Source organism: Streptomyces sp. NPDC004609, from assembly GCF_042873655.1.
GTDB lineage: Bacteria > Actinomycetota > Actinomycetes > Streptomycetales > Streptomycetaceae > Streptomyces.
The window spans coordinates 134,004-160,711 of record NZ_JBIALS010000001.1 but is presented as its reverse complement, the minus strand read 5'-3'; the positions used below and the strand labels follow the sequence as shown (position 1 = coordinate 160,711).

General features: G+C 72.8%; 21 protein-coding genes and 2 pseudogenes. 6 read left to right on the top strand and 17 right to left on the bottom strand.

What is annotated here, in order from left to right:
• Window positions 1-2: 2 nt before the first annotated feature.
• The 6 genes from ACFYT4_RS00625 to ACFYT4_RS00600 all read right to left on the bottom strand — a co-directional run bounded on the left by ACFYT4_RS00625 (window position 3) and on the right by ACFYT4_RS00600 (window position 6,248).
• Window positions 3-1,052 carry a PhoH family protein gene (locus ACFYT4_RS00625; RefSeq protein ID WP_389263818.1) on the bottom strand — a complete coding sequence of 350 codons (1,050 nt, stop codon included), beginning with the start codon at window positions 1,050-1,052 and terminating at the stop codon, window positions 3-5.
• Window positions 1,053-1,431: 379 nt separating this feature from the next.
• A complete protein-coding gene (locus tag ACFYT4_RS00620) occupies window positions 1,432-2,667 on the bottom strand; it encodes a carbohydrate kinase family protein (protein WP_389263816.1) in 1,236 nt (411 codons plus the stop codon).
• A gap of 281 nt (window positions 2,668-2,948) precedes the next feature.
• Window positions 2,949-3,956: an adenosine deaminase gene (locus tag ACFYT4_RS00615; protein WP_389263815.1), complete on the bottom strand. Its 1,008-nt coding sequence runs from the start codon at window positions 3,954-3,956 to the stop codon at window positions 2,949-2,951.
• 16 nt (window positions 3,957-3,972) lie between these two features.
• A complete protein-coding gene (locus ACFYT4_RS00610; protein WP_389263813.1) occupies window positions 3,973-4,881 on the bottom strand; it encodes a ribonuclease Z in 909 nt (302 codons plus the stop codon).
• 11 nt (window positions 4,882-4,892) lie between these two features.
• Window positions 4,893-5,252, bottom strand: coding sequence for a histidine triad nucleotide-binding protein (locus ACFYT4_RS00605; protein ID WP_389263811.1), 360 nt, complete (start codon window positions 5,250-5,252; stop codon window positions 4,893-4,895).
• 408 nt (window positions 5,253-5,660) lie between these two features.
• Entirely contained in the window at window positions 5,661-6,248 is a 588-nt protein-coding gene (locus ACFYT4_RS00600) for a hypothetical protein (protein WP_389263809.1), read from the bottom strand.
• Window positions 6,249-6,323: 75 nt separating this feature from the next.
• Here ACFYT4_RS00600 and ACFYT4_RS00595 point away from each other — a divergent pair, with 75 nt between their 5' ends.
• A complete protein-coding gene (locus ACFYT4_RS00595) occupies window positions 6,324-6,755 on the top strand; it encodes a hypothetical protein (protein WP_389263807.1) in 432 nt (143 codons plus the stop codon).
• A 96-nt stretch (window positions 6,756-6,851) separates the two neighbouring features.
• Here ACFYT4_RS00595 and ACFYT4_RS00590 read toward each other — a convergent pair whose 3' ends face one another.
• From ACFYT4_RS00590 to hrcA, 4 genes are all read right to left on the bottom strand, one after another.
• Window positions 6,852-7,595 carry a 16S rRNA (uracil(1498)-N(3))-methyltransferase gene (locus ACFYT4_RS00590; protein ID WP_389263805.1) on the bottom strand — a complete coding sequence of 248 codons (744 nt, stop codon included), beginning with the start codon at window positions 7,593-7,595 and terminating at the stop codon, window positions 6,852-6,854.
• Entirely contained in the window at window positions 7,592-8,809 is a 1,218-nt protein-coding gene (locus ACFYT4_RS00585; protein ID WP_389263803.1) for a nitronate monooxygenase, read from the bottom strand. Before ACFYT4_RS00585 ends, ACFYT4_RS00590 begins: the two co-directional genes overlap by 4 nt.
• Before the next feature lie 208 nt (window positions 8,810-9,017).
• The gene (gene dnaJ, locus ACFYT4_RS00580; RefSeq protein WP_389263801.1) at window positions 9,018-10,151 is read right to left on the bottom strand and encodes a molecular chaperone DnaJ; all 1,134 of its coding nucleotides are present in this window, start codon (window positions 10,149-10,151) and stop codon (window positions 9,018-9,020) included.
• Window positions 10,152-11,180, bottom strand: a complete 1,029-nt coding sequence (gene hrcA / locus ACFYT4_RS00575) for a heat-inducible transcriptional repressor HrcA (RefSeq protein ID WP_389263799.1) — start codon at window positions 11,178-11,180, stop codon at window positions 10,152-10,154. It abuts the gene before it with no gap.
• Between the two features lie 175 nt (window positions 11,181-11,355).
• Between hrcA and ACFYT4_RS00570 the strand changes: the two genes are divergently transcribed.
• Together ACFYT4_RS00570 and ACFYT4_RS00565 are read left to right on the top strand one after the other, a co-directional pair.
• Entirely contained in the window at window positions 11,356-12,171 is an 816-nt protein-coding gene (locus tag ACFYT4_RS00570; protein ID WP_389263797.1) for an MBL fold metallo-hydrolase, read from the top strand.
• Window positions 12,172-12,218: 47 nt separating this feature from the next.
• On the top strand, window positions 12,219-13,019 hold the full coding sequence (locus tag ACFYT4_RS00565; RefSeq protein WP_389263795.1) for a DUF3097 domain-containing protein: 801 nt from the start codon (window positions 12,219-12,221) through the stop codon (window positions 13,017-13,019).
• 325 nt (window positions 13,020-13,344) lie between these two features.
• Here the strand turns inward: ACFYT4_RS00565 and hemW are convergent, their stop codons facing one another.
• The 3 genes from hemW to lepA form a co-directional block, all read right to left on the bottom strand.
• Window positions 13,345-14,577: a radical SAM family heme chaperone HemW gene (gene hemW, locus ACFYT4_RS00560; protein ID WP_389263793.1), complete on the bottom strand. Its 1,233-nt coding sequence runs from the start codon at window positions 14,575-14,577 to the stop codon at window positions 13,345-13,347.
• Window positions 14,578-14,835: 258 nt separating this feature from the next.
• The gene (locus tag ACFYT4_RS00555; RefSeq protein ID WP_389263791.1) at window positions 14,836-16,725 is read right to left on the bottom strand and encodes an AMP-dependent synthetase/ligase; all 1,890 of its coding nucleotides are present in this window, start codon (window positions 16,723-16,725) and stop codon (window positions 14,836-14,838) included.
• A gap of 514 nt (window positions 16,726-17,239) precedes the next feature.
• Window positions 17,240-19,108 carry a translation elongation factor 4 gene (gene lepA, locus ACFYT4_RS00550; protein ID WP_389263790.1) on the bottom strand — a complete coding sequence of 623 codons (1,869 nt, stop codon included), beginning with the start codon at window positions 19,106-19,108 and terminating at the stop codon, window positions 17,240-17,242.
• A gap of 224 nt (window positions 19,109-19,332) precedes the next feature.
• Between lepA and rpsT the strand changes: the two genes are divergently transcribed.
• Window positions 19,333-19,599, top strand: coding sequence for a 30S ribosomal protein S20 (rpsT, locus tag ACFYT4_RS00545; RefSeq protein ID WP_389263788.1), 267 nt, complete (start codon window positions 19,333-19,335; stop codon window positions 19,597-19,599).
• 275 nt (window positions 19,600-19,874) lie between these two features.
• On the opposite strand, the gene holA is transcribed toward rpsT, so the two are convergent.
• Window positions 19,875-20,861, bottom strand: a complete 987-nt coding sequence (gene holA, locus ACFYT4_RS00540; RefSeq protein WP_389263786.1) for a DNA polymerase III subunit delta — start codon at window positions 20,859-20,861, stop codon at window positions 19,875-19,877.
• A 71-nt stretch (window positions 20,862-20,932) separates the two neighbouring features.
• On the opposite strand from holA, the pseudogene ACFYT4_RS00535 reads away from it, so the two are divergent.
• Both ACFYT4_RS00535 and ACFYT4_RS00530 read left to right on the top strand, forming a co-directional pair.
• Window positions 20,933-21,182 (top strand): annotated as a pseudogene (locus ACFYT4_RS00535) (hypothetical protein).
• A 441-nt stretch (window positions 21,183-21,623) separates the two neighbouring features.
• On the top strand, window positions 21,624-22,079 hold the full coding sequence (locus ACFYT4_RS00530; RefSeq protein ID WP_389263784.1) for a DUF4240 domain-containing protein: 456 nt from the start codon (window positions 21,624-21,626) through the stop codon (window positions 22,077-22,079).
• 82 nt (window positions 22,080-22,161) lie between these two features.
• On the opposite strand, the gene ACFYT4_RS00525 is transcribed toward ACFYT4_RS00530, so the two are convergent.
• From ACFYT4_RS00525 to ACFYT4_RS00515, 3 genes and pseudogenes are all read right to left on the bottom strand, one after another.
• Entirely contained in the window at window positions 22,162-22,941 is a 780-nt protein-coding gene (locus tag ACFYT4_RS00525; RefSeq protein WP_389263782.1) for an arylamine N-acetyltransferase, read from the bottom strand.
• Window positions 22,942-23,087: 146 nt separating this feature from the next.
• Window positions 23,088-25,724, bottom strand: a pseudogene (locus ACFYT4_RS00520) (ComEC/Rec2 family competence protein); the annotation flags it as partial.
• On the bottom strand, window positions 25,721-26,515 hold the full coding sequence (locus ACFYT4_RS00515; RefSeq protein ID WP_389263780.1) for a helix-hairpin-helix domain-containing protein: 795 nt from the start codon (window positions 26,513-26,515) through the stop codon (window positions 25,721-25,723). The gene ACFYT4_RS00515 and the pseudogene ACFYT4_RS00520, both read right to left, overlap by 4 nt.
• Window positions 26,516-26,708: the final 193 nt, after the last annotated feature.

The window sequence follows — 26,708 nt, the reverse complement described above, 5'->3', positions numbered from 1 at the left end:
AACTACTTCCCGTGCGCGCCTCGGCCGCCGTGCTGGGCACCCGTTCGGCCGTCGTACTTCTCGTACGCGTCGACGATACGGCCGACCAGCTTGTGCCGGACCACGTCGTGCGACGTGAGACGCGAGAAGTGGACGTCGTCGACGCCTTCCAGGATGTCCTGGACCTGCCGCAGACCGCTCTTGGTGCCGTTCGGCAGGTCGACCTGGGTGACGTCGCCGGTGATGACGATCTTCGATTCGAAGCCGAGCCTCGTCAGGAACATCTTCATCTGCTCGGGATTGGTGTTCTGCGCCTCGTCGAGGATGATGAACGCGTCATTGAGCGTCCTTCCCCGCATATACGCCAGCGGCGCGACCTCGATCGTCCCCGCGGCCATCAGGCGCGGGATGGAGTCGGGGTCGAGCATGTCGTGCAGCGCGTCGTACAGCGGGCGCAGATACGGGTCGATCTTCTCGTAGAGGGTGCCGGGCAGGAAGCCGAGCCGCTCGCCCGCCTCGACGGCGGGACGGGTCAGGATGATCCGGGTGACCTGCTTGGACTGCAGGGCCTGGACCGCCTTGGCCATCGCGAGATACGTCTTGCCCGTACCGGCCGGGCCGATGCCGAACACGATCGTGTGCTTGTCGATGGCGTCGACATATCGCTTCTGGTTCAGGGTCTTGGGGCGGATGGTGCGACCGCGGCTGGAGAGGATGTTCTGTGTGAGCACCTCGGCGGGGGTCTCCGCGGCGCCGTCCCCATCGCCGTTGGCCTCCGCCCTGAGCATGGCGATCGAGCGTTCCACCGCGTCCTCCGTCATCGGCTGTCCCGTGCGGAGCACGAGCATCATCTCGTCGAACAGACGCTGGATGAGAGCGACTTCCGCCGCGTCCCCTGCCGCGCTGATCTGATTGCCCCTGACATGGATGTCGACAGCCGGAAAGGCTGCCTCGATCACGCGCAGAAGGGCGTCACCCGAGCCGAGGACCGTCACCATCGGATGCTTGGCGGGGACGGTGAAGTGGGCTCGCGCCTGCCCCGAGGGGCTCTGAACTGTGGGTGTCTGAGTCATGGGCCGGCACTGTGGCCTGCACATACCTCCTGTCGCAGGGTTCTCGCTGCTCGACAACCTCTGGGACACCCAGCCTACGACGCCGCACCGACAACGGCCGAGGGCTTTTCGCGCGGGACTCCCGAACTGCCCAGGACGCGGGCGCTCCGGCGGTGGCCCCCGTCCCGTGTCCGCGGCCGGTGGTCAGGGCACACGGTCACGGAACGCGGTCCCGGAACCGGCACTCCGACGGACCTCCGCCGCGAGCCCCGGCGATAGACCATGCCGGTGACCAGGGCGTGGGCACGAGTGCGTCGCGTGGGCGGACGCGGGCTCGGTCGTGGCCGCCGCCGGGCCGCCACGGGCCGGGGGACGGGGACGCCCCACCGGCACCGCGGGCTCAGGCCGGGCTGCGGAAGCCGATCGTCGGGACGGCCCTGCGCAGCGGCCAGGGCCTGACCGGAGAGGGCAGCAGCCGGTCCAGGAAGGTGTACCGGCGCAGCGCCTCCGGGCCCTGGTCGGGCAGGCTCCGGACGTACTGCCACCAGGCCGCGATCTCCCACCAGCCCGGTGCGGAGAGCGACCCGCCGAACTCCTGCACCGACAGCGCGGCCGTCAGCCCGGCGAACGCGAGCCGGTCGGCGAGCGGCCAGCCCGCGAGCGTACCGGTGACGAATCCCGCTACGAACACATCACCCGCGCCCGTGGGGTCGAGCGCCTCGACGGCGATCGCCGGGACCTCGGCGCTCTCCCCGGTCGCGCCGTCCACCGCGAAGGCGCCCTCCGCGCCGAGCGTGACGACCGCCACCGGCACCCGCTCGGCCAGCGCCCGCGCCGCCGCGCGGGGACACGAGGTGCGGGTGTAGCGCATCGCCTCGTCGGCGTTGGGCAAAAACGCCTCGCAGTGCTCCAGATCGGCGAGATCCGCCGGGTCCCAGCGGCCCGACTCGTCCCAGCCGACATCGGCGAAGATCCTCGTGCCCCGGCCCGCCGCCTGGGCGATCCAGTCGGCGCCGCCGGGCGTCAGGGACGCGACGGCCGCCCGTGAGCGCGGCGGGCAGTCGGGAGCGGGCTCGGGCGGAGGCGCCTCGTGGCCGTGGGAGACCATCGTGCGCTCGCCCTCGTACGCCATGGACACGGTGACGGACGAGTGCCAGCCGGGCACGGTGCGCGACAGGGACAGATCGACGCCCTCGCCCTGTTCGAGGGCGTCCCAGCAGTACTCCCCGTAGTGGTCGTCCCCGAACGCGGCGGCGAGCGAGGTCCGCAGGCCCAGCCGGGCGAGCGCGGTCGCCATGTTCGCCACCCCGCCGGGGCTGGAGCCCATGCCCCGCGCCCAGGACTCGGTGCCGCGGACCGGCGCGGAGTCGAGCCCGGTGAAGATGATGTCCAGGAAGACGTTTCCCGTGAGGTACACGTCGCAGCCGGGATCCGCGGGGGTGCGGAGGGCGGCCAGGGGGTCGACGCAGGGGGTGGCGGGGACGGTGTCCGCGGTGGGGGTGCCGTCGAAGGGGGCGTGGGGTCCGAAGCGCGGGCCGTGAATGCCGTGGGTGCCGTGTGGGCGGGGTGCGCCCGGGGTGCCGTGCGGGATGGGCTGCTCTCCGTGTCGAGTCGTCACCGCGCCCCTCCTGTGCATGGTGCAGGTCAGGCCAGTCTGCCAAATCCACGCGCCGGGGCGCGCGGAACGGGAGCGCGAGCCCTGAACGGGAGCGCGGGCCGCGCCGGGGCGCGCGGGCCGGACACGGGAGGGCGCGGTACCGGTCGCCGCGGTACCGCCGGGCGCGATCCGGAACGTGCACCACCGCACCCGGCGTCCGCGTACCGGGTATCCACACTTCAGGCGTGGGCATGCCGTGTGCATCCGGGAGCGGCGGCCGGCCGGACGCCTCGGGCGGGCCTCCGGGACGGCCGGTGCCGCTACTCGGGCGGGCGCACCCCGAAGTCGTACGCCTCCACCTCGGCGATCAGCCGCGCCCGCCGCTCCTCGTCGTCCTCCAGGAAGGACGCCTCGAACGAGTTCCGGGCCAGCTCGCGCAGCCGCTCGTCGTCCAGCCCCAGCGCCTCGCGCACCGCGTGGAAGGTGTCACCGACATAGCCGCCGAAGTACGCGGGGTCGTCGGAGTTGACCGTGCACAGCAGCCCCGCGTCCATCATGTCCCGCAGAGGGTGCTCCTCCAGCATGTCGATGGCCCGCAGGCGTACGTTCGACAGGGGACAGAGCGTCAGCGGAATCCGCTCCCGGGCCAGCCGTTCCACGAGGTCCCGGTCCTCCGTGCAGCGCAGCCCGTGGTCAATGCGCTCCACGCCCAGGACGTCCAGGGCCTCGCGGATGTACGACGGCGGGCCCTCCTCCCCCGCGTGGGCGACCTTGCGCAGTCCGAGCGCCTCGGCGGCGGCGTACACCTCGCGGAACTTCGACGGCGGATGCCCCACCTCCGCCGAGTCCAGGCCGACGGCCGTGATCCGGTGGAGATACGGCTTCGCCGCCTCCAGCGTGTGCATGGCGGACTCGGCGGACTCGTCCCGCAGGAAGCACATGATGAGCCGGCCCGAGATGCCGTACCGCTCCTCACCCGCGGTCAGCGCGCGGGCCAGTCCCTCGACGACCGTGCCGATCGGAACGCCCCGGGCCGTGTGCGCCTGCGGGTCGAAGAAGATCTCGGCGTGGCGGACGCCCTGGGCGGTGGCGCGGGCGAGATACGCGTCGGCGAGTTCGGTGAAGTCGTCGTGGGTCCGCAGGACGGCCGTCAGACCGTAGTAGAGGTCGAGGAAGGACTGGAGGTCCTGGAAGAGATAGGCGCGGCGCAGCTCCTCGGTGTCCCGGTACGGCAGTTCCACGCCGTTGCGCGCGGCGAGCGCGAAGGCGAGTTCGGGTTCCAGGGTGCCTTCGATGTGCACGTGGAGTTCGGCTTTGGGCAGGGGCACGGGGTGACCTCGTCGTTCAGGGGGTGCGTGGGGGGAGCGGAACGCGCAGCAGGTCGGTGGCGACGGTGAGTTCTCCGTCGAACCCGGCCGCGCGCGCCTGCCGCTCGAACTCCCCGGCGTCGGTGTAGCGCTGCGAGAAGTGTGTGAGCACGAGGTGGCGCACGCCCGCGTCCCGCGCCGCGCGGGCGGCCTGTCCCGCGGTCAGATGGCCGTGGTCGAGAGCGAGTTTCCCGTCCTCGTCGAGGAACGTCGACTCGATGACCAGCATGTCGCAGCCCTCCGCGAGGGCGTGGACGCCGTCGCAGAGCCGGGTGTCCATGACGAACGCGAACCGCTGGCCCCGGCGGACCTCGCTGACCTGCTGGAGCGTGACGCCGTCGACCTCGCCCTCGCGCTGGAGCCGGCCCACGTCCGGGCCCGCGATGCCGTGGGCGGCGAGCTTCTCGGGCAGCATGCGGCGGCCGTCCGGCTCGGTGATCCGATAGCCGTACGACTCGACGGGGTGGGAGAGCCTGCGGGCTTCGAGACGGTACGAGGGTGTCTCGGCGAGGACCCCGTCGGCGGCGACGGGGCCCTCGGCCAGCGACACGGTCTCGCGATAGGCCGTCGCGTACCGCAGCCGCTCGAAGAACTTCCGCCCGCTCGCCGGGTAGTGCGCGGTGATCTCGTGCGGGACGCGGTCCAGGTTGATCCGCTGGATCACTCCCGCGAGTCCGAGGGAGTGGTCACCGTGGAAGTGGGTGACGCAGATCCGGTTGATGTCGTGCGCGGCGACCCCGGCGCGGAGCATCTGGCGCTGGGTGCCCTCGCCGGGGTCGAACAGGATGCCGTCGGCGTCCCAGCGCAGGAAGTAGCCGTTGTGGTTGCGGTGCCGGGTGGGGACCTGGCTGGCGGTGCCGAGCACCACCAGTTCTCGTACGGACACGTCGGTGGCCGCTATCCCGGGGGCCAGGCGAAGCCACGGCCGCCGAGGAGGTGGGCGTGCGCGTGGAACACGGTCTGCCCGGCGCCGGACCCGGTGTTGAACACGATCCGGTACCCCGAGCCGTCGGCCTTCTCCTCTGCGGCGACCTGCCCCGCCTCCCGCAGCACATCCGCGGCGAGAGCGGGCTCGGCGGCGGCGAGCGAGGCGGCGTCCGGGTAGTGGGCCCTGGGGATGACCAGGACGTGGGTGGGCGCCTGGGGGTTGATGTCCCGGAACGCGACGACGGTCTCGGTCTCCCGCACGATCGTCGCGGGCACCTCCCCCGAGACGATCTTGCAGAACAGGCAGTCAGCCTGCGGTTCTCCCGCCATTGCCGGGGTTCCTCCTCGTTTCCGACCGATACGTCAGCATCGTATCCACCACGCTCCCTCTCCCCACCCCGCACACCCACCCCCGCCCGCACAACGCAGCCCCGCCGACGGTTGAGGCGCGGGGGCCCGGGCTGAAGCACCGCCTCGCGCCCGTACCGGAACACAAACCCACCCACCGCCAACCGCACGCAACCCGGCCCCCACGCACACCCGGCCCCGCACGCACAACCCAGCCCCGCCGGCGTTTGAGGCGCGGGGTCCGGGGCGGAGCCCCGGAAAGAGCCCCCGCCCGGGAGGAGGCGGCGGCAGAGACCGCCCGGGGCGCCGGCGACCGGGGCCGGTCCGAGCGTCGGGCGTTCGACGACGGACGAAGAAAGGACCCGCACCGGTCACGCCACCGCGCGGCGCTCACCCCGCGGCCGGCTCCGTCACCGTCTCCGTCTCCGTCTCCGTCTCCGTCACGGTGACCGTCACCGTGGGCCGCGCCCCGGGCCGCTCCGTCCGGGACGGCGTACCGCCCCCGCCCTCACCCCCGCACTCACCGAGGTACCTCGCCTCGAAGACGACCTCACCGTTCACCCGGGCGGTCATCCGGCCGCGTACGCAGACACCCGAACGCTCGTCCGTCACCGTGCCCTTGAGCGTGATCGTCCGCCCGGAGTCGGTCTCGCCCTCGCAGTCGACGGCGGCGGTGGCGCGCCCGCCCGCGGAGGCGGAGGGCGTCGCGGACGCACCGCTTCCCCCGGCCCCCTCGATCGTCGCCGTGCAGCTGAACCAGCTCACCTCGAACCCGATCCGCTCCAGCGTTCTCGTCGCCGTACGGTCGGTGGTGATCGCGACGGCGCCGGAACTGAGCCCGCCGGCCGCGGGCTCACAGCCTGCCGCTCCCGTAACCACCGCGCCCGCGACGCCGATCGCCGCCAGTACCCGCCGAAGGCGCCCGCGCGCCGAGGCCGCTGTCGTCCCCCGGGTCGTTCCCCGTCTCATGCCCAGCATGGGGGGAAGCGTGGCATCGAGCGGCGGGGAGTAAAAGAGTGGTTGTGGACACAGACGGCCCGTACCGTCGGGGAGATGAGCCGCAAGCTGATCCGCCCGCGCCGACTCGTCATCGACGCCGACACCGTCTGTGTGTGGACGGTGCGCCGGCACCACGGGACGGGGGACCGGCGCCACACCGCCGACTGCCGTACCGTGCTGTCGCTGTGGCGGGAGGGCACGAAGTCACGCCTGGGCATCGTGTTCTCCCAGGCGGAGGGCCGGATCATCGCGGACGGCTACTTGGACGCCGGCACGGTCGGTGACTCCTCCGCGCACCGCTGGCTGAACCTCTACGAGCCGGGTGTCGTACGCCGGTTCGCGGACGAGGCGGCGGCACGGGGACTCCTTCCGGCCGCCGGTTCGGCTCCGGGAAGCCGGGAAGTGGACGGCTGGCCGCTGTTCGACGCGGTGATGGCCGGGAGCGAGGCCCACGACGCCGCACCCGCCGCCCGTACGGACGGCTGACCCGGCACACGGCCGAACCGGCGCGAACGGCCCTGCCCGTACGAGCGGTTGACCCGCCCGGACCGCTGAGCCCGCCCCGGAGGACGACCGGCCGGGCTACGACCAGCGTCCCGTGCGCCCCAGCAGCAGCGCGACCCCCGCCGTGCCCGCCGTGGACGTCCGCAGCACGCTCCGGCCCAGCCGGTACGGCTTCGCCCCCGCCTCCGCGAACACCGCCAGCTCCTCCGGTGAGACGCCTCCCTCCGGCCCCACGACCAGCACGATGGAGCCCTCGGCCGGAAGGGGTGCCGTGGCGAGGGGCTCGGCGCCCTCCTCGTGGAGCACGGCGGCGAAGTCGGCTCCGGCGAGAAGTACCGCGATCTGCTTGGTCGTCGCCGCGTCCGCGACCTCGGGGAAGCGGAGCCTGCGCGACTGCTTGCCCGCCTCACGGGCGGTGGCACGCCACTTGGCGAGGGACTTGGCCCCGCGCTCGCCCTTCCACTGGGTGATGCAGCGCGCGGCGGCCCACGGCACGATCGTGTCGACACCCGTCTCGGTCATGGTCTCGACGGCGAGTTCGCCGCGGTCGCCCTTGGGGAGGGCCTGGACGACGGTGATACGGGGCACGGGCTCGGGCTCCACCGGAAGGCTCAGGACCCGCGCGGTCAGCCGGTCCTTGCCCTCGGTGCTCAGGACGACTCCGGCCGCGCCCCGGCCGAGGCCGTCCGTCAGGACGATCTCCTCGCCGGGCTGGAGCCGCCGTACGGAGACGGCGTGCCGCCCCTCGGGGCCGTCCAGGGTGAGCACCGAGCCGGGGCCCTCGTCCTCCAGCGTGCCGACGACGAACACGGGCGCGGTCACCGGGAGTCCTCCCCCGGCAGCACGTCACGCGCGTGTTCCCGCCCGGAGTCCGGGCGGGGACCGGCTCCGGGGTCCGTCCCGCGTTCCGTCCCCGGGTTCTCCCCGGTGGTGTCGGAGCCGGGGTCCGTTCCGGCGGCGTCCTTCCCCGGGCCCGGCCCGGCGGCCATCTCCTCCATGAGCACCTCCACCAGTCGCCCCGCGGGCAGATCGCGTGCCAGCCGGTGCCCCTGCCCGGCCCACAGCGACATGCCCTGCGCGTCCCCCGCCTTCGCCGCCGCCTTGCGCAGCCCGCTCGTCAGATGGTGGACCTGGGGGTAGGCGGCGGGCGCGTACGGGCCGTGCTCGCGCATGAAACGGTTCACGAGCCCGCGCGCGGGCCGCCCGGAGAAGGCCCGGGTGAGATCGGTCCGGACGAAGAGGGGGTTGGTCATCGCCTGCTTGTGCAGGGGGTGCGCGCCGGACTCCGGGCAGACCAAGAACGCGGTGCCGAGCTGCGCCGCACTCGCCCCGGCCGCGAGCACGGCCGCGATCTGGCTGCCGCGCATCAGACCTCCGGCGGCGATGACCGGCAGCCGTACGCTCTCGCGTACGAGCGTGATGAGCGTGAGCAGGCCGATGCCCGTGCCGTCCGTCGCGGGGTCGTCCCGGTGGGTGCCCTGGTGGCCCCCGGCCTCGATGCCCTGGACGCAGAGGGCGTCCGCGCCCGACCACTGCGCGACCTGCGCCTCCTCGGGCGTGGTGACGGTGACGACGGTGAGGGTTCCCGCCTTGGTGAAGGATTCGAGGACCTCACGGCCCGGGCAGCCGAAGGTGAAGGAGACGACCGGCACGGGGTCGTCCCGGAGGATGGCCAGCTTGGCCTCGTAGCCGTCGTCGCCGCCGGACTCGGGGTCGCCGAGCGGGGTCTCATACCAGGAGGCCTCTCCCGCGAGCTGATGCCGGTAGACCTCCACCGTCGCGGCGTCGGCACTCTGCTGCTGCGGCATGAAGAGATTCACTCCGAAGGGCCGCCCCGTGAGCCCGCGGATCTGTTTGATCTCCTGGTACATGCCGTCCGCGGTCTTGTAACCGGCGGCGAGGAAGCCGAGCCCTCCCGCGTCGGACACGGCGGCGGCCAGCTGGGGGCTCGACGCGCCGCCCGCCATGGGGGCCTGCACGATCGGACAGCGGCGGAGATCGGTCAGTACGGAGGACGCGGGGGGCGCGGAGGACATGCAGGCATCGTGCCACCGTCGGCCCGGTACCGCCGAATCGGGCCCGATACGCCCCGGGCAGGCGGGTTTACCAGGTCATGGCCGCGGAGTCCGGAGCGGGACCGCCGGTGGCACACCGGCCGGTCACCCGTGACCGGCCGGCGACGGCCCCGGTCCGCGCCCGCGACGTACCGCGGACGCGGCACACCGTGGTGTCCGCCGACTGCGCCTACCGGCCGTTGAACGCGTCCTTCAGCCGGGAGAACAGTCCCTGCTGCCCCGGCTGGAACTGCCCCAACGGGCGCTCCTCGCCCCGCAGCTTCGCCAGATCCCGCAGCAGCCGCTCCTGCTCCGCGTCCAGCTTCGACGGCGTGGTGACCTCGACATGGACGATGAGATCACCGCGTCCGCCGCCCCGCAGATGGGTGATACCGCGCGCGTGCAGCGGGATCGACTGGCCGGACTGGGTCCCCGGTCGGATGTCGACCTCCTCCATGCCGTCGAGCGTCTCCAGCGGCACCTTCGTGCCCAGCGCGCCCGCCGTCATCGGAATGGTCACCGTGCAGTGCAGATCGTCGCCCCGGCGCTGGAACACCGGGTGCGGCAACTCGTGGATCTCGACGTACAGATCACCGGCGGGCCCGCCGCCGGGGCCGACCTCGCCCTCGCCCGCGAGCTGGATCCGGGTGCCGTTGTCGACACCGGCCGGGATCTTCACGGTCAGGGTGCGGCGGGAGCGGACCCGGCCGTCGCCCGCGCACTCCGGGCACGGCGTCGGGACGACGGTCCCGAAGCCCTGGCACTGGGGGCAGGGACGGGAGGTCATGACCTGGCCCAGGAAGGACCGGGTCACCTGCGACACCTCACCGCGGCCACGGCACATGTCGCAGGTCTGCGCGGAGGTGCCCGGAGCCGCGCCCTCGCCGCTGCACGTCGTACAGACGACGGCCGTGTCGACCTGGATGTCCTTCGTCGTGCCGAAGGCGGCCTCGTTGAGCTCGATCTCCAGGCGGATCATGGCGTCCTGGCCCCGGCGCGTACGCGAACGCGGGCCGCGCTGGGACGCCGTGCCGAAGAACGCGTCCATGATGTCCGAGAAGTTCCCGAACCCGCCGGCGCCGAAGCCGCCCGCTCCGCCGCCCGCCTGGGAGAGGGGGTCGCCGCCGAGGTCGTAGACCTGCTTCTTCTGCGGGTCGGAGAGCACCTCGTAGGCGGCGTTGATCTCCTTGAACCGCTCCTGCGTCTTCGGATCGGGATTGACGTCCGGATGGAGCTCACGCGCGAGCCGCCGGAATGCCTTCTTGATCTCGTCCTGCGATGCGTCGCGGCGCACGCCGAGTACGGCGTAGTAGTCCGTGGCCACTTACGACTCCGCCAGGATCTGTCCGACGTAACGTGCCACTGCGCGTACCGCTCCCATCGTTCCGGGGTAGTCCATGCGGGTCGGTCCGACCACGCCGAGTTTGGCGACAGCCTCGTCGCCCGAACCGTAGCCGACGGCGACCACGGAGGTGGAGTTGAGCCCCTCGTAGGCATTCTCGTGACCGATCCTCACGGTCATGCCCATACCGCCCGACTCCTTGGCCTCGCCGAGGAGCTTGAGGAGGACGACGTGCTCCTCCAGCGCCTCCAGCACCGGCCTGATCGTGAGCGGGAAGTCGTGCCCGAAGCGGGTCAGATTGGCGGTGCCGCCGATCATCAGCCGCTCCTCGGTCTCCTCGACCAGGGTTTCGAGGAGGGTGGAGAGCACGGTGGAGACCGTGCCCCGGTCCTCCGGCTCCTCGAAGGAGTCGGGAAGGTCCTGCACCAGCTGCGGGACGTCCGCGAACCGGCGGCCCACGACCCTGCTGTTGAGCCGGGCGCGCAGATCCGCGAGCGCGGTGTCCCCGAAGGGCGCGGGACAGTCGATCATGCGCTGCTCGACCCGGCCGGTGTCCGTGATCAGCACGAGCATCAGCCGCGCGGGCGCGAGGGAGAGCAGTTCGACATGGCGGACGGTGGACCGGGTCAGCGAGGGGTACTGCACGATCGCGACCTGGCGGGTCAGCTGCGCCAGCAGCCGTACCGTACGCCCGACGACGTCGTCGAGGTCGACGGCTCCGTCCAGGAAGCTCTGGATCGCGCGGCGCTCGGCCGAGGACAGGGGCTTGACCCCGGCGAGCCGGTCGACGAAGAGGCGGTACCCCTTGTCGGTGGGAATGCGTCCGGCGCTGGTGTGGGGCTGGGCGATGAAGCCCTCCTCCTCCAGCACGGCCATGTCGTTGCGCACGGTGGCCGGGGAGACACCGAGCTTGTGGCGCTCGGTGAGCGCCTTGGAGCCGACCGGCTCCTCGGTGCCGACATAGTCCTGGACGATGGCGCGCAGCACCTCGAGTCTGCGTTCGCTGAGCATCGCGCACACCTCCAGCTGTTGTCCCTCGGTGGTTCTCCGGTCACTGCCTGGCACTCACGCCGTCCGAGTGCCAGGATTCCCCCGCCCAGTGTACGGCTGCCCGGCACGGCGCTAGCAAGGGCGACCGACCACCCTACCGTGCGCCTGTCCTGGCCTTTGCCAGTAGCGTCGCGGTATGGACGTCGGTTGGGAAGACCTCGGCTGGGAGCGTCTCGCCGAGGGGGTGGGCAGGCGTCGCCTCCCTGGCTGGGACGCGACCTGCGGGCTCGTCATCGGCACGGAGGGCGTACTCCTGTACGACACGGGGTCGACGCTCCGCGAGGGCGCTCAACTGCGGGCGCAGGCGGAGTCGCTGCTGGGCGCAGGGACCCCCTCGCGGGACGGTCCGGGCGGCGGCGGAAGCGGAACCGGTCTCCGGCGGGTGACCCATATCGCACTGAGCCATCCGCACTTCGACCATGTCATGGGCACCGCGGCCTTCGCGGGCGCGGAGGTGTACGGCGCGGTGGGCGTCGACGCGCTCCTGCGGCGGGAGCGGGACGCGCTGCGCTCGGACGCGGTACGCCACGGGGTTCCCGAGGAGGAGGCGGCCCAGGCCGCGGACCTGCTGGTCGCGCCGGCGCACCTGGTCACCGGCGAGCGGACGCTGGACCTCGGCGGCCGTCAGGTGCTGCTGGCGAATGTGGGTCCCGGCCACACGGGCCACGATCTGGTGGTCCTGGTGCCGGGGAGCCCGGAAGTCGTCTTCTGCGGCGATCTGGTCGAGGAGTCGGGTGAGCCGCAGGCGGGCCCGGACGCGATCCCGTCCCGCTGGCCGGACGCGCTGGACCGGCTGCTGGCGCTCGGCGGCGAGGACGCGGCGTATGTGCCGGGGCACGGCGCGGTGGTGGACGCGCGGTTCGTGCGGGCGCAGCGGGACGCGTTGGCCGAGCGCTTCGGAACGGAGCCTTCCGGCGCGCGGACGCCCGGCGCGGATCCCGCGGCCGGTTGAGGATGTCCTGAACTCGCCCCCGGCCCCCGGCCCAGCACAATGGGCGCATGCGCAGCTACAGCCCTGATCTGACGCCCCCTTGGAAGAAGTCCGCCCCCGTTCCCGAGGTCACCGCCGACCCCGATCTGGTCGTGGAGGAGGTCACCACGGGCTTCTGCGGCGCGGTGATCCGCTGCGAGGCGGGCACGGTGACCCTGGAGGACCGCTTCGGCAAGCACCGGGTCTTCCCGCTGGACCCCCGCGGTTTCCTCCTGGAGGGCAGGGTGGTGACCCTGGTCCGCCCGTCCGCGGCGCCCGCGGCGCCGACGCGCACCGCCTCCGGTTCGGTCGCCGTCCCCGGTGCGCGGGCACGGGTCGCCCGCGCGGGCCGTATCTATGTGGAGGGCCGGCACGACGCCGAACTCGTCGAGAAGGTCTGGGGCGACGACCTCCGGATCGAGGGGGTGGTCGTCGAGTATCTGGAAGGCATCGACGACCTCCCCGCGATCGTCGCCGACTTCGCCCCGGCGCCCGACGCCCGCCTCGGCATCCTGGTCGACCATCTCGTCCCGGGCTCGAAGGAGTCCCGTATCGCCGCCTCCGTCACCGGCGAGGACGTCCTCGTCGTCGGGCATCCGTACATCGACGTGTGGGAGGCCGTGAAGCCGTCGTCGGCCGGTATCCCGGGGTGGCCCTCCGTCCCCCGTGGCCAGGACTGGAAGACGGGCGTCTGCGCGGCCCTCGGCTGGCCCCCGAACACGGGCGCCGCCTGGCAGCACATCCTCTCCCGGGTGCGCTCGTACAAGGATCTGGAGCCGGAGCTCCTCGGCGCGGTGGAGCACCTCATCGACCATGTGACGGAGGCGTGACCGGGCGGGTCGGGCGGTGACCGGTGCGACCGCTCGGCTTCATGTGGCTGTGCGGTGTACGGGACCGGGCTTCGGTCTCCGGGCGGGCGGGGTGGGCGTCCGGCGGGCGAGCGGGCGGACGCGGGTAGGCGGATGAGCCGGGTCCCGGGTGTGGACGTCGTGCGCGGACGACCGGTGCGGGGGCTCCTCGGTTCGGGCTCCGGGGGTCTCGGGCCCGGAGGTCGTACACCCGGTCCGGACCGCCGGTCCTGGTCACCGGTCCGGTGTTCCCGGTCCGGTGTTCCCGGTCCGGTGCGCGCGGGCCGCCGGAGCCGCTCCGGCGGCCTCAGTCCACGAGCTCCCGGACCACGCCGTCCGCCAGCAGCCGTCCCCGCAGGGTCAGGACCCCGCGCCCCTCCTCGTACGCGGTCGGCTCCAGAAGGCCGTCCGACAGGGCGGTGCGGGACGACTCCAGACCCGCGGGCCGCAGCAGGGAGAGCGGTACGCCGTCCCTGAGCCGCAGCTCCAGGAGGATGCGCTCGACACGGCGGTCCTCCGCCGTGAGGACTTCCCGGCCCGCGCCCGGCGAACGCCCGGCGGCCAGCGCGCCCGCGTACGCGCCGGGGTGCTTCACATTCCACCACCGGACGCCGCCCACATGGCTGTGCGCCCCCGGCCCGGCACCCCACCAGTCGGCGCCGCGCCAGTAGAGCTCGTTGTGGAGACAGCGCCCGGCCTCGGTGGTGGCCCAGTTGGAGACCTCGTACCAGGAGTAGCCCGCGTCCGCGAGGACGGAGTCCGCGATCAGATAGCGGTCCGCGTGGACGTCGTCGTCCGTCATGGGCACCTCCCCGCGCCGGATGCGCCGCGCCAGGCCGGTGCCCTCCTCGACGATCAGCGCGTACGCGGAGATGTGGTCCGGCCCCGCCCCCACCGCCGCCGCCAGCGAGGCGCGCCAGTCGTCGTCGCTCTCCCCCGGCGTGCCGTAGATCAGGTCGAGGTTCACATGGTCGAAGCCCGCCGCCCGCGCCTCGGCGACACACGCCTCGGGCCGTCCCGGTGTGTGCGTACGGTCGAGCACCTTCAGCACATGCCGCCGCGCGCTCTGCATGCCGAACGAGATCCGGTTGAAGCCCCCCGCCCGCAACCGGGCCAGATACTCCGGGTCCACCGAATCCGGATTCGCCTCGGTGGTGATCTCGGCACCGTCCGCGAGCCCGAACTCCGTCCGTACGGTGTCGAGCATCGCCACCAGGTCCGCCGCGGCCAGCAGCGTCGGCGTACCGCCCCCGACGAACACGGTCCGCACCGGGCGGGGGTCGTCGCCGAGGACCTTGCGCGCCAGCCGGATCTCGTCGGCGAGCGTCCCGGCGTAGTTGTCGCGGGAGGCCAGGACGCCGCCCGAGCCGCGCAGCTCGGTCGCGGTGTAGGTGTTGAAGTCGCAGTAGCCGCAGCGCGTCGCGCAGTACGGCACATGCAGATAGAAGGCGAGCGGCCGGTCGCCGGACCCGTCGAGGGCGGACGCGGGCAGCGACCCGTCCTCGGGCACGGGCTCGCCGTCGGGCAGTACGGAAGGCATGTCACCCATTGTCCGTCACCGTGGCGCGGCCCCGGCGCCATGCGCACGGGCGCCGGGGGCGGCTGTGCCCGGCCCGGGGCCCGGGGACGGACGGGGCCGCGGGCACCCGGTCCCGTCCGTCCCCGGCGCGTATGGCCCGGGAGCCCGGGGGTGCTGCCGTGGCACCGGCCGGGGCCGGGGAATCGCCGGGCCCGGTGACAGTGGGCAGCGGAACGGCGGGCCGGGCCTGCGTCGGCGCCCGGGACCTCCGGCGTGCCCCTACGCCTCGCGCTGCCCCGCGTACATCTCCTCGATGAGGTCCCCGAACGCCCGCTCGACCGCCGGCCGCTTCAGCTTGAGGCTGGGCGTCAGGTCGCCGTGCTCCACATCGAGGTCGCGCGGCAGCAGCCGGAACCGGCGGACGGCCTGCCAGCGCTGGAGCCCTTCGTTGAGCCGGTCCACATAGCCCTGGACCATTTCGGTGGTCGCGGGCGCCGCCAGCACCTCCGTATAGGTGCTGCCCGCCAGGCCGTGCTCCTCGGCCCAGCCGAGGATCGCCGGCTCGTCGAGCGCGATCAGCGCGGTGCAGAAGTTCCGGTCCGCGCCGATGACGACGATGTTGGAGACGAACGGGCAGATCGCCTTGAACTGGATCTCCACCTCCGTCGGCGCGATGTACTTCCCGTTCGACGTCTTGATCAGGTCCTTCTTCCGGTCCGTGACCGTGAGATACCCGTCGGGGGAGAGCTCGCCGATGTCGCCGGTGTGCAGCCAGCCGTCGGCCTCCAGGACCTCCGCCGTCTTCTCGGGCAGCCCGTGGTAGCCCTCCATGATCCCGGGGCCGCGCAACAGGATCTCGCCGTCGTCCGCGATGCGCACCTCCGTGCCGGGCAGCGGCTTGCCGACCGTGCCGGTCCGGTACGCCTCGCCCGGGTTGACGAAGGACGCCGCGCTGGACTCGGTCAGCCCGTATCCCTCCAGGATGTGGATACCGGCGCCGGAGAAGAAGAAGCCGATCTCGGGCGAGAGCGCGGCGGAGCCGGAGACGGCGGCGCGCAGCCTTCCGCCGAACGCCTCGCGCAGCTTGGAGTAGACGAGCGCGTCGGCGATCTTGTGCTTGGCGCGGAGTCCGAAGGGCGCGGACGCCGTCCCGGTGCGGCGGAAGTTGTCCTGAGCCGCCTTGGCGTACTCGCGCGAGACGCCGGCCGCCCACTGGAAGATCTTGTACTTGGCGCCGCCCCCGGCCCGCGCCTTGGCCGCCACGCCGTTGTAGACCTTCTCGAAGATGCGCGGCACGGCCGCCATATAGGTGGGCTGGACGAGCGGCAGATTCTCGATGATCTTGTCGATACGGCCGTCGACGGCCGTCACATGGCCGACCTGGATCTGTCCGGAGGTCAGCACCTTGCCGAAGACATGGGCGAGCGGCAGCCACAGGTACTGGACGTCCTCCTGGCCGATCAGCCCGGTGGCGGCGATGGCCTTGGCCATGTACGACCAGTTGTCGTGCGGCAGCCGTACCCCTTTGGGGCGGCCGGTGGTACCGGAGGTGTAGATCAGCGTGGCGAGCTGGTCGGCGGTGATGGCGCCGATCCGCTCCTTGACCGCCTCGGGGTGCTTCTCCAGATGGCGCGTCCCGCGCGCCTCCAGATCGGCGAGGGTGACGACAAAACCCTCGGGGTCGCCCGCGTCCTCCTCCACCCCCGTGGCGTCGATGACGACGACATGCCGGAGGTCGGGCAGCTCGGACCGGCGCTCACGGGCCTTGGCCAGCTGGGACGCGTCCTCGGCGATCAGGACCCGGCTGGCGGAGTCGGAGAGGATGTACGCCGACTCCTGGGCGTTCGTCGACGGGTAGATGGTGGTGGTCGCACCGCCCGCGCACATCACACCGAGGTCGGTGAGGATCCACTCGATCCGGGTCGCGGACAGCAGCGCGACCCGGTCCTCGGGCCGCACGCCCAGATCGATCAGCCCGCCGGCGACGGCGTAGACACGCTCGGCCGTCTGGGCCCAGCTGAGCGACTTCCAGTCGGAGACTCCGTCGCCCGACGCGGGGGCGACCGGGTAACGGAACGCCTCGGCGTCCGGTGTTGCCTCGACGCGCTCGGTGAACAGCGTCGCCACCGACGGCGGGCGATTCTCGATCATGGTCTGTGTGTCGCTCAAGACATCCTCCGGGCCTGCGGCAGCACTGCACACGACTGGCTGTTATGACTGGCGAGTAACCATCGGGTCGCGATCAGATTAGAACGCTCACAGCCAGTGCGTAAGGGGATACGTGCCGCCGCTTCATAACGAAGAGGCCATCGGCCGACCGGCCGGGTGACGGGCCGGGCAGAGGGCCCCGCGGAACCGCCGGGACCCGCGCCCACGGGCGGGATCACCGGCGCGAACGTGTACCGGGACCGGTACCGACGCCTGTACCGGAACGTGATGCCGCGTGCGCGGGAAGCGGGTGCCGGGAGTCCGGGGGCGTGCCGCGCGGGGCGGGGCCAGACCGCGGCGCGCGGTGGAGCGGGCGGGTGCGGGTGCGCGGGAGCGCCCGCCGCCGGTGGGGCGGGCGCTCTCCCCCGTGCGTACGTCCTCATCGCTTGTCGCCGGATGCCCCCGGCGGGTGTGCCGGAGGAAGGCGTACGGCGGACGGCGCCGGGACCTCGGCCGGTGCCGGTGCCACGGGACCTTACTTCTTCGCCTTGCCGCCGCTGTCGTCGCTGGACAGCACCGCGATGAACGCCTCCTGGGGCACCTCCACGCTGCCGACCATCTTCATCCGCTTCTTGCCCTCCTTCTGCTTCTCCAGCAGCTTCCGCTTACGGGAGATGTCACCGCCGTAGCACTTGGCGAGGACGTCCTTGCGGATGGCGCGGATGGTCTCGCGGGCGATGACCCGGGAGCCGATGGCGGCCTGGATCGGCACCTCGAACGCCTGCCGGGGGATCAGCTCCCGCAGCTTGGCGACGAGCCGCACCCCGTAGGCGTACGCCGCGTCCTTGTGGGTGATCGCCGAGAACGCGTCGACCTTGTCGCCGTGCAGCAGGATGTCCACCTTGACCAGGCTCGACACCTGCTCGCCGGTGGGCTCGTAGTCCAGGGAGGCGTAACCGCGGGTCTTGGACTTCAGCTGGTCGAAGAAGTCGAAGACGATCTCGGCGAGGGGCAGGGTGTAGCGGATCTCGACCCGGTCCTCGGAGAGGTAGTCCATGCCGAGCAGGGTGCCGCGGCGGGTCTGGCAGAGCTCCATGATCGCGCCGATGAACTCGCTGGGGGCGAGGATCGTGGCCCTCACGACCGGCTCGTACACCTCCGAGATCTTGCCCTCGGGGAACTCGCTCGGGTTGGTGACGGTGTGCTCGGAGTCGTCCTCCATGAGAACGCGGTAGACCACGTTCGGCGCGGTGGCGATGAGGTCGAGACCGAATTCGCGCTCCAGCCGCTCCCGGATCACGTCCAGGTGCAGCAGGCCGAGGAAGCCGACGCGGAAGCCGAAGCCGAGGGCCGCGGAGGTCTCGGGCTCGTACACCAGGGCGGCGTCGTTGAGCTGGAGCTTGTCGAGCGCGTCACGCAGCTCGGGGTAGTCGGAGCCGTCCAGCGGGTACAGGCCGGAGAACACCATCGGCTTGGGGTCCTTGTAGCCGCCGAGGGCCTCCTCGGCGCCCTTGTGCTGCTGGGTGATGGTGTCGCCGACCTTGGACTGGCGGACGTCCTTCACACCCGTGATCAGATAGCCCACCTCGCCGACGCCGAGGCCGTCGGCCGGGAGCATCTCGGGCGAGTTGGTGCCGATCTCCAGCAGTTCGTGGGTGGCGCCGGTGGACATCATCCGGATGCGCTCGCGCTTGCCGAGCTTGCCGTCGATGACCCGGACGTACGTCACGACACCGCGATACGAGTCATAGACCGAGTCGAAGATCATCGCGCGTGCGGGCGCGTCGGCGACACCGACCGGGGCGGGCACCTCCCGCACCACGCGGTCGAGCAGCGCCTCGACGCCGAGGCCGGTCTTGGCCGAGACCTTGAGCACGTCCTCCGGGTCGCAGCCGACGAGGTTCGCCAGCTCCTCGGAGAACTTCTCCGGCTGGGCCGCCGGAAGGTCGATCTTGTTGAGGACGGGCACGATCGCGAGGTCGTTCTCCATCGCCAGATAGAGGTTGGCGAGGGTCTGCGCCTCGATGCCCTGGGCCGCGTCCACCAGCAGGACCGTGCCCTCGCAGGCCGCGAGGGAACGGGAGACCTCATAGGTGAAGTCCACGTGCCCCGGCGTGTCGATCATGTTCAGGATGTGGGAGGTGCCCTGTCCCGGGCCCTCGGTGGGCGCCCAGGGCAGCCGGACCGCCTGCGACTTGATCGTGATGCCCCGCTCGCGCTCGATGTCCATGCGGTCGAGGTACTGGGCACGCATCTGCCGCTGCTCGACCACCCCGGTCAACTGGAGCATCCGGTCGGCGAGGGTCGACTTGCCGTGGTCGATGTGCGCGATGATGCAGAAATTGCGGATCAGCGCCGGGTCGGTACGGCTCGGCTCGGGCACGTTGGGAGGAGTCGCGGGCACGCAGGGTCCTGATTCTTGAGACGCCGGGCGTCTCGTCTCGGGCGAAGGCGGATCGATACGTAGCCTCCATGGTCCCACGCGTACGGGACTGCGCCCGGTTTGGGCCGCTCCGAGGCCGACTGGTAGCCTGGCTAGCTGTGTCTCATGATCTCGTCCGGCTGACGTACGAGCTTCATCACCGGGACGCTCACTCAAAGATCAACCGAACCTGAAAAGGCTCTTTCGTGGCGAACATCAAGTCCCAGATCAAGCGGAACAAGACGAACGAGAAGGCGCGCCTGCGCAACAAGGCCGTCAAGTCCTCGCTCAAGACCGCGATCCGCAAGGCCCGTGAGGCCGCCGCCGCGGGTGACCTCGAGAAGGCCACCGTGGCCGCTCGCGAGGCTTCCCGCAAGCTCGACAAGGCCGTCTCGAAGGGCGTCATCCACAAGAACGCCGCCGCCAACAAGAAGTCGGCGCTGGCGTCCAAGGTTGCCGCGCTCCAGGGCTGAGCACCACCGCAGTGACCCGGCGCACCCCCCGTGGGTGACCCGCCGGACGACGTGATCGCCGGAAGGACCCGAGCGGGCCCTCTCTCTCCGCTCCCCTACCGGCTCATCGGACTCGCACTTGGACCTGCGTTCGCCACGCGGGTGCGAGCCCATCAGCAGGACCTTTGCCGAGGCCCCGGCTTCTTCCCTCGCCCGCTTCAGGGCGGGGAAGAAGCCGGGGCCTCCGGTTTTCGGCCCCCGGCGGGCCGGGGGGCGGGCCGGGGCCCCGGCACCGCTCAGCGCCGCGCCCTCGCCGCGCGGGCGACCGCGACGACGGCCTTCTCCAGCGCGTACTCCGGATCGTCCCCGCCGCCCTTCACCCCCGCGTCCGCCTCGGCGACCGCTCTCAGCGCCACCGCCACCCCGTCCGGCGTCCAGCCCCGCATCTGCTGCCGCACCCGGTCGATCTTCCACGGCGGCATGCCCAGCTCCCGGGCGAGATCCGCAGGTCTGCCCCCGCGCGCGGAGGAGAGCTTGCCGATCGCCCGGACGCCCTGGGCCAGCGCGCTGGTGATCAGCACCGGCGCCACCCCGGTCGACAGCGACCACCGGAGCGCCTCCAGCGCCTCCGCCGCCCGGCCCTCCACCGCCCGGTCGGCGACGGTGAAGCTGGACGCCTCGGCCCGGCCCGTGTAATACCGCCCGACGACCGCCTCGTCGATCGTGCCCTCGACGTCCGCGACGAGCTGGGAGACCGCACCGGCCAGCTCCCGCAGATCACTGCCGATGGAGTCGACGAGGGCCTGGCACGCCTCGGGCGTCGCCGATCGGCCCAGCGCCCGGAACTCCGACCGCACGAACGTCAGCCGCTCCGCGGGCTTGGTCGTCTTGGGGCAGGCGACCTCCCGCGCACCCGACTTGCGCGCCGCGTCCAGCAGACCCTTGCCCTTGGCACCGCCGGGGTGCAGCAGGACGAGGGTGATCTCCTCGACGGGCGCGTCGAGATACGCCTTGATGTCCTTGATCGTGTCCGCGGAGAGGTCCTGCGCGTTCCGTACGATCACGACCTTGCGCTCGGCGAAGAGCGACGGGCTCGTCAGCTCGGCGAGGGTGCCGGGCTGGAGCTGGTCGGCGGTCAGGTCGCGCACGTCCGTGTCGGCGTCGGCGGCCCTCGCGGCCGCCACCACCTGCCGCACCGCGCGGTCGAGGAGCAGGTCCTCCTGGCCCACGGCGAGCGTGACGGGAGCGAGCGGGTCGTCTGTCGAATTCTTCCTGGTGGCCATCGCGCTCCAGCATCCCACGGGCCACCGACACCCGGGCCCGGGGCGGGATCCCCGTGCCGGAGAATGACGGGGTGAGTGAAGGACGACATGTACTGGTGCTGCCCGACCGCGACACCGCGGAGGAGGTGGCGCAGGAACTGGCAGGCCGCTTCGGGGTAAGGCGAGGAGCCGCAGCTCGTACGGGACGCTCTGGCCGGTGAGGACGACGCCGAGGACGCCCAGTGGCTGGTCGTGGTGGAGGACCCGTCGGCCCGCCTCGACCCGTCGGAACTCGACGACTTCGCGGCCGAGTACGAGGGCTGGCTGGAAGCACCCCGGTGACCGGCCGCCCGCGCACCGGGGCGACCGGAACCGGCGGCCCGGCCGGTCGGGACCGCACACCCGCCGCGGACCCCGAGACCCCGGACACGGGCAGCACGACCAGTGCGGCAGGGACGGGCTGTTCGGCAGGCACGGGTGGTACAGCGGGATCCTGCCGGGGCGCAGGGGCGGGCGGAGCCGCCGGCACGACGGGAGCCGCACGGGCGAGCGGTACTGCGGGCACGACCACAGCCGCAGGGGACGGTGGTACCGCGGGCACGACCAGAGTCGCGGTGGCGGGCGGAATCCCAGGGGCGACCGAAGCCACAGGGGCGGGCGGAATCGCACGGGTGGGCGGTGGGACAGCAGCGGCGGCCGGGACGGGCCTGTCCGCCGGGACGGCGGCGAGGGCGGTCGCAGCGGGCCGATCCCGCTGTCGGCGCCGTACGGCATGCTGCGGACATGGACGTGAGCATGGACGAGAACACTTTCTGGCGGCTCCTCGACGAGTGCCGGCCCGACGGCCCCGACCCCGACGCCGATCTGCTGGCGGAGGCCCTGACCGCCCGCCTGTCCACGGGCCCGCTGCCGGAGGTGATCGGCTTCGCCGAGCAGCTGTCCCGCCTGCTGTACACGCTGGACCGCCGCGAGTACGGGAGCGATCTGTCCGCGGACGCCTTCCTGTACACCCGGTGCGCCGTCGTGGCCGACGGCAGGGACGCCTATCTGCGTGTACTCGCGGACCCGGCCGCCTTCACCCCGTACGCCGAGGAACTGATCTGGGCCGAGAGCCTGCTCTACGTCCCGGACCACGCGTACCAGCACCTCACCGGTGAGGACTGGCACCGCGGCACCCGGTACAGCTACGAGTCCTACGCGAACAGGGACGGCTGGGCCGAAGCGCCCGCCACCGGGTGAGCGTCCCCGGACACCGCACCACCGCCCGCCGGTGCGCCTTCGCCACCGGGCGCACCGGGTACGCGGCCCGCGGGGAGCGGGCTCAGCAGTCGGCGCGGTGGGGTTCGAGCGGCAGCCGTCCGAGCCGCAGCCCGAACTGCTCGCGGTAGGCCGCCAGCACCGCCTCGTCGCTGCCCAGCGGCTGCTCGTACCGCTCACCGTGCCGGGTGGTGACCAGCGTGTGACCACTGAGCGTGATCCTGCCGTCCGCCGTGAGGCGGGAGCAGACCAGGGACTTGGTGAAGTGCGACTGAGGCGATGTGCTGTGCCACCAGGCACCGGCCCGGAAGTCGCCGAGCTCACGCGGCCGGATCTCAAGCCGGAACTGCGGTTTGCCGTCCCGGTGGAGGTCCAGGTCGCCGTGGTCGCCCGTTTCCACGAGCCGGAACGTCCCGGCCGGGTCACCCTGGTCCTCCCGCAGATCGAACGCGAGGGGGTGGTGCGCGTGATCGCCGAATCCGACATCGGCCAGCCAGCGGCCGGCCCCGTCCTCCGTCTCCACCAGCAGCACCAGGTGGTCGTAGGGGATGCCGAGGCGTCCGTCCGCACCGAAGACACGGGCCTGCAGAAGGGTGACGTCGAACCCGAGGCCGCGGAGCAGAGAAGCGAACGCGCCGTTGAGCTCGTAGCAGAACCCGCCACGCCCCCGCTCGACGATCTTGGCGAGCAGCGCCTTCTCCTCCAGCACGATGTCCTCGCCGAGGTGGATCGAGAGATTCTCGAACGGGACGGTCCGCAAGTGCCGCAGCTGTAGATCGCGCAGCGCCGCGGCGTCTGCGTGTTCCGGGCGGTCGGCACCGATACGGCGGAGGTAGTCGTCCATGGTGACAGTGTGGCCCGAGTGCCGACCGCGACACACCGTGATCCGTTGGACAGAGGCCCGTCGGCCAGGAGGCATGTGCTGGGCGCATATCCGAGCCGCCCGGTACGCGGACCCCGGCGTGGGGTGCGCCCCGGACGTCGACCGCGCCGCAGACCGGCCCGCAGATCCCGGCCCGCCCCCGTCACCGCGATCGGCCCGTCCGTGTCGGTGCGCAGCACCAGGGCACCCTGGCCCCGCAGCGCCCCGACCGTGCGGGGCGACGGGTGACCGTAGAGGTTGTCCCGTCCCGCCGAGATCAGGGCCAGCCGCGGTCGCACCGCACGCAGCAGAGCCGGGTGCTGGTGGGCGGAGCCGTGGTGCGCGACCTTGAGCACATCCACGGGTGGCAGGGCCGGATGGGCGAGCAGGAGCCCTCGCTGCGCCGGTGGCTCCAGGTCACCGAGCAGCAGCAGGGTGGGTCCGCCCTCGACCCGTACGAGCAGGGTGACACTGGCGTCGTTGGGGCCGTCCGGCACGAAGCCGGGGCCGGCGCCCCGGGGAGGGCCGGCGGGCCAGAGGACCTCCCAGGTCAGCCGTCCGATCCGGCGCCGCTCCCCCGCCGCGGCGCGGACCAGCGGCACGCGGGCCGCGGCCGTGACCCTCCGGACGAAGGCGCTCTGCTCCCGTGGCTCGTCGAGAGTCGTCGTCTGCACCTCACCGACGGCCCTGTTCCGCAGGATCCCGGGCAGCCCCCGGACATGGTCGGCGTGGAAGTGGCTCAGCAGGACCAGCGGAACGGCGGTCACCCCCAGATCGCGCAGACAGCGGTCCGCCGGTGCGGGATCGGGTCCGGCGTCGACGACGACCGCGGAACCGTCGCCCACGGCCAGCACCACGGCGTCGCCCTGTCCCACGTCGCACATCGCGAACGACCAGCCGGGCGGTGGCCAGCCGGTGAGCACCCGGGTGAGCGGGACCGGACGGACGACGACCAGCATCAGCAGCAGGGCGCAGAGCGCGGCCGCCCAGGGACGGCGGGAGAGTCGGCGGACGACGAGGACGGCGACGCCGGTGACCGCGGCGAGCAGCAGCCCGCCGCGCCAGCCCCCCGGCCACTCCACCTGAGCTCCGGGCAGCCCCGCCCCGGCGCGGGCGACCGCGGCGATCCACCCGGCCGGCCATCCGGCGACCCGGGCCAGCGCCTCGGCCGGGGGCATCGCCACGGTCGCGGTGGCGAGCGCGGCGAAGCCGAGCACCGTGGCCGGGGCGACGGCGAGTTCGGCGGCCAGGTTGCAGGGGATCGCCACCAGGCTGACCCGTGCCGCGAAGACCGCGACCACGGGAGCGCACACGGCCTGCGCCGCTCCGGCGGCGGCCAGCACTTCGGCGAGCCTCGGCGGTACGCCCCTGCGCACGAGCGCGGCACTCCAGCTCGGAGCGATGGTGAGCAGGGCTCCGGTCGCCAGTACAGAGAGCAGGAAGCCGTAGTTCCGCGCGAGCCGGGGGTCGTACAGGACGAGCAGCAGTACGGCCGTGGCCAGCGCGGGGATCAGCGACCGGCGGCGTCCGGTGCCGATGGCGAGCAGGGTGACGGCCCCGCAGGCCGCCGCTCTGAGCACACTCGGCTCCGGTCTGCACACGACGACGAACGCCAGCGTCAGTGCGCCGCCGGCGAGTGCCGTCCCCCGCAGGGTGATGCCCAACCGGGGTGCGAGGCCGCCTCGTTCGGCCAGGCCCGCTCGGCCCGGCGGGCCGATCAGAAGGACCAGCACAACGGTGAGATTGCTGCCGGACACGGCAAGAACGTGCGAGAGATCGGTCGCCTCGAAAGCTTCCTGAAGCTCGGGCGTGATCCGGGAGGTGTCTCCTACGGTGAGTCCGGGAAGCAGCGCGCGGGCGTCCCGGGACAGTCCGTCCGTCGCCTCCCTCAGGCCCGCCCGCAGCTCTCCGGCGGTGCGCTGCAGCGCCGTTGGCGCGCCGATGGTTTCCGGGCCGCCTCCGTTCACCCTCAGCACGGCGGCGAACCTGTCGCCCCCGCCCGGCGGGGGCGCGAGCCGACCCGCCAGCCGCAGCCTGGTCGACGGCAGCAGCCGCAGCCAGCCTGCGAGAGCGGCGCGGGAGAGACCGGGACGTACGACGACCAGCAGGGGCGTCCGGGTCGAGGCGATCGCACCGCGGGCCGCCGTCACGCGGGTCGCTTCCGCGTCGATCATCAGCGATCGTGCGGCCGTCCCGCCGCCCTGGGACCGGGGCCGGGAGAACCGGGGGTCGGAGGTGACCGTCAACTCCACCGTGACGTACGCGTATCGGTCCGCGAGGGCGGGCACCGGGCCGCGTCTCAGATCCGCTCCGTGCAGCCCGGCGGAGGCGGCCCCGGCGGCGGCACACAGCAGGATCCCCGCGAGGGCGGTGGCGTTGAGCCGCCGACGGGCCCGGGCACCGGGTTCTCGGCGGGACGGGTCGTCACCGGGGCGGGCGCGCCGCCCGGCCCCTCCCGCCCGGACGGTACACAGCGGGGAGGCCGCGCGGAGGGCACGCACGACGCGGGCACATGGGACCGCACGCGCGGAACGGGCGGCGCGGATCGCGTTCACCGTCCCGGGCGACAGCAGCAGTCCCGCCAGGACCAGGCAGAGCGTCACACCGACCGCCACCGAGCCGCCGGATGCGCCCAGCGCGAGTGCGGACGCGGCCCAGGCCGCCAGCGCCGGAGGCACCATGCGCAGATCTGCCGGTCCCTCCTGGCGGGGGTGGGACGCCCCCAGCCGATGGCCCGACGCGGCGTGGACCGCCTGGCGGGTCATGGCCGTACGAGGGTCTGGAGGTCCGCGAACCGGCGGTCGCCGATCCCGTCGACCTCGCGGAGCTCATCGACCGAACGGAAGCCGCCGTGCCGGGTGCGGTAGTCGATGATGTGGCGGGCCAGGACGGGACCGACGCCCGGCAGGGTGTCGAGCTGCTCCACGGTCGCCGTACTGAGGCTCACGGGCCCGGCAGCCGGACCGCCGCCCGCGCCCGCCCCGCCGTCGCCCGTCCCCGGGGCCCCGGCGCCCGGGACCGGTCCGCCTGCCCCCGTGCCCCGGACGGCCGGTCCGGCCCCGGGCAGCCCCGCCGACAGGGGTACGCCCACGACGACCTGTTCCCCGTCGACGAGTACCCGTGCGCGGTTGAGACCGGTCAGATCCGCGCCCTCGCGGATTCCACCGGCTGCCGCGAGCGCGTCCGCGACCCGGGAGCCGGGCGGCAGCCGCAGCACACCCGGTCGCCGCACCTTGCCGCTCACATCGACGACGATCCGCCCGCCGGGTGTGGCACCCGTCGCCCATGGGACTCCGGGCGACGGCCGGGGCGACGGCGCTGCGGACACGCCCTGGTGGACCAGCGTGGGGGCACGGACGGCTCCGGGTCGCCCAGCCCAGAAGTGCTGGACCGCGAAGACGGCCGCCGCCACGAGAACCACCGCCAGGGCGGCGAGAGTTCTGGGTTCGAGTCCGCATCTGAGCTGCACCCACAGCGGCAGCCGCTCCCGCAGGGCGAGCGCAGCCCGCCGGCCTGTGCCCGCGGAGTCCGCACCGGCGCGGGGCGCGGTGCCCACCGCCGTACCGGACGGAACCGGCGGACCCGCTCCCCTGCCCGACCGGGCCCCGGTGCCGCCGTCGGCCCCGCTCCCCGCCCCGGGACCGACGCCCCTGCCCGGCCCGGAGCCCATGCGCCCAGCACCGGGACCGCTGCCCGCCCCCGGATCGGTGCGCGGGGCCGGTGCCAGGTCCGTGCCCGGGGCCGGGCGC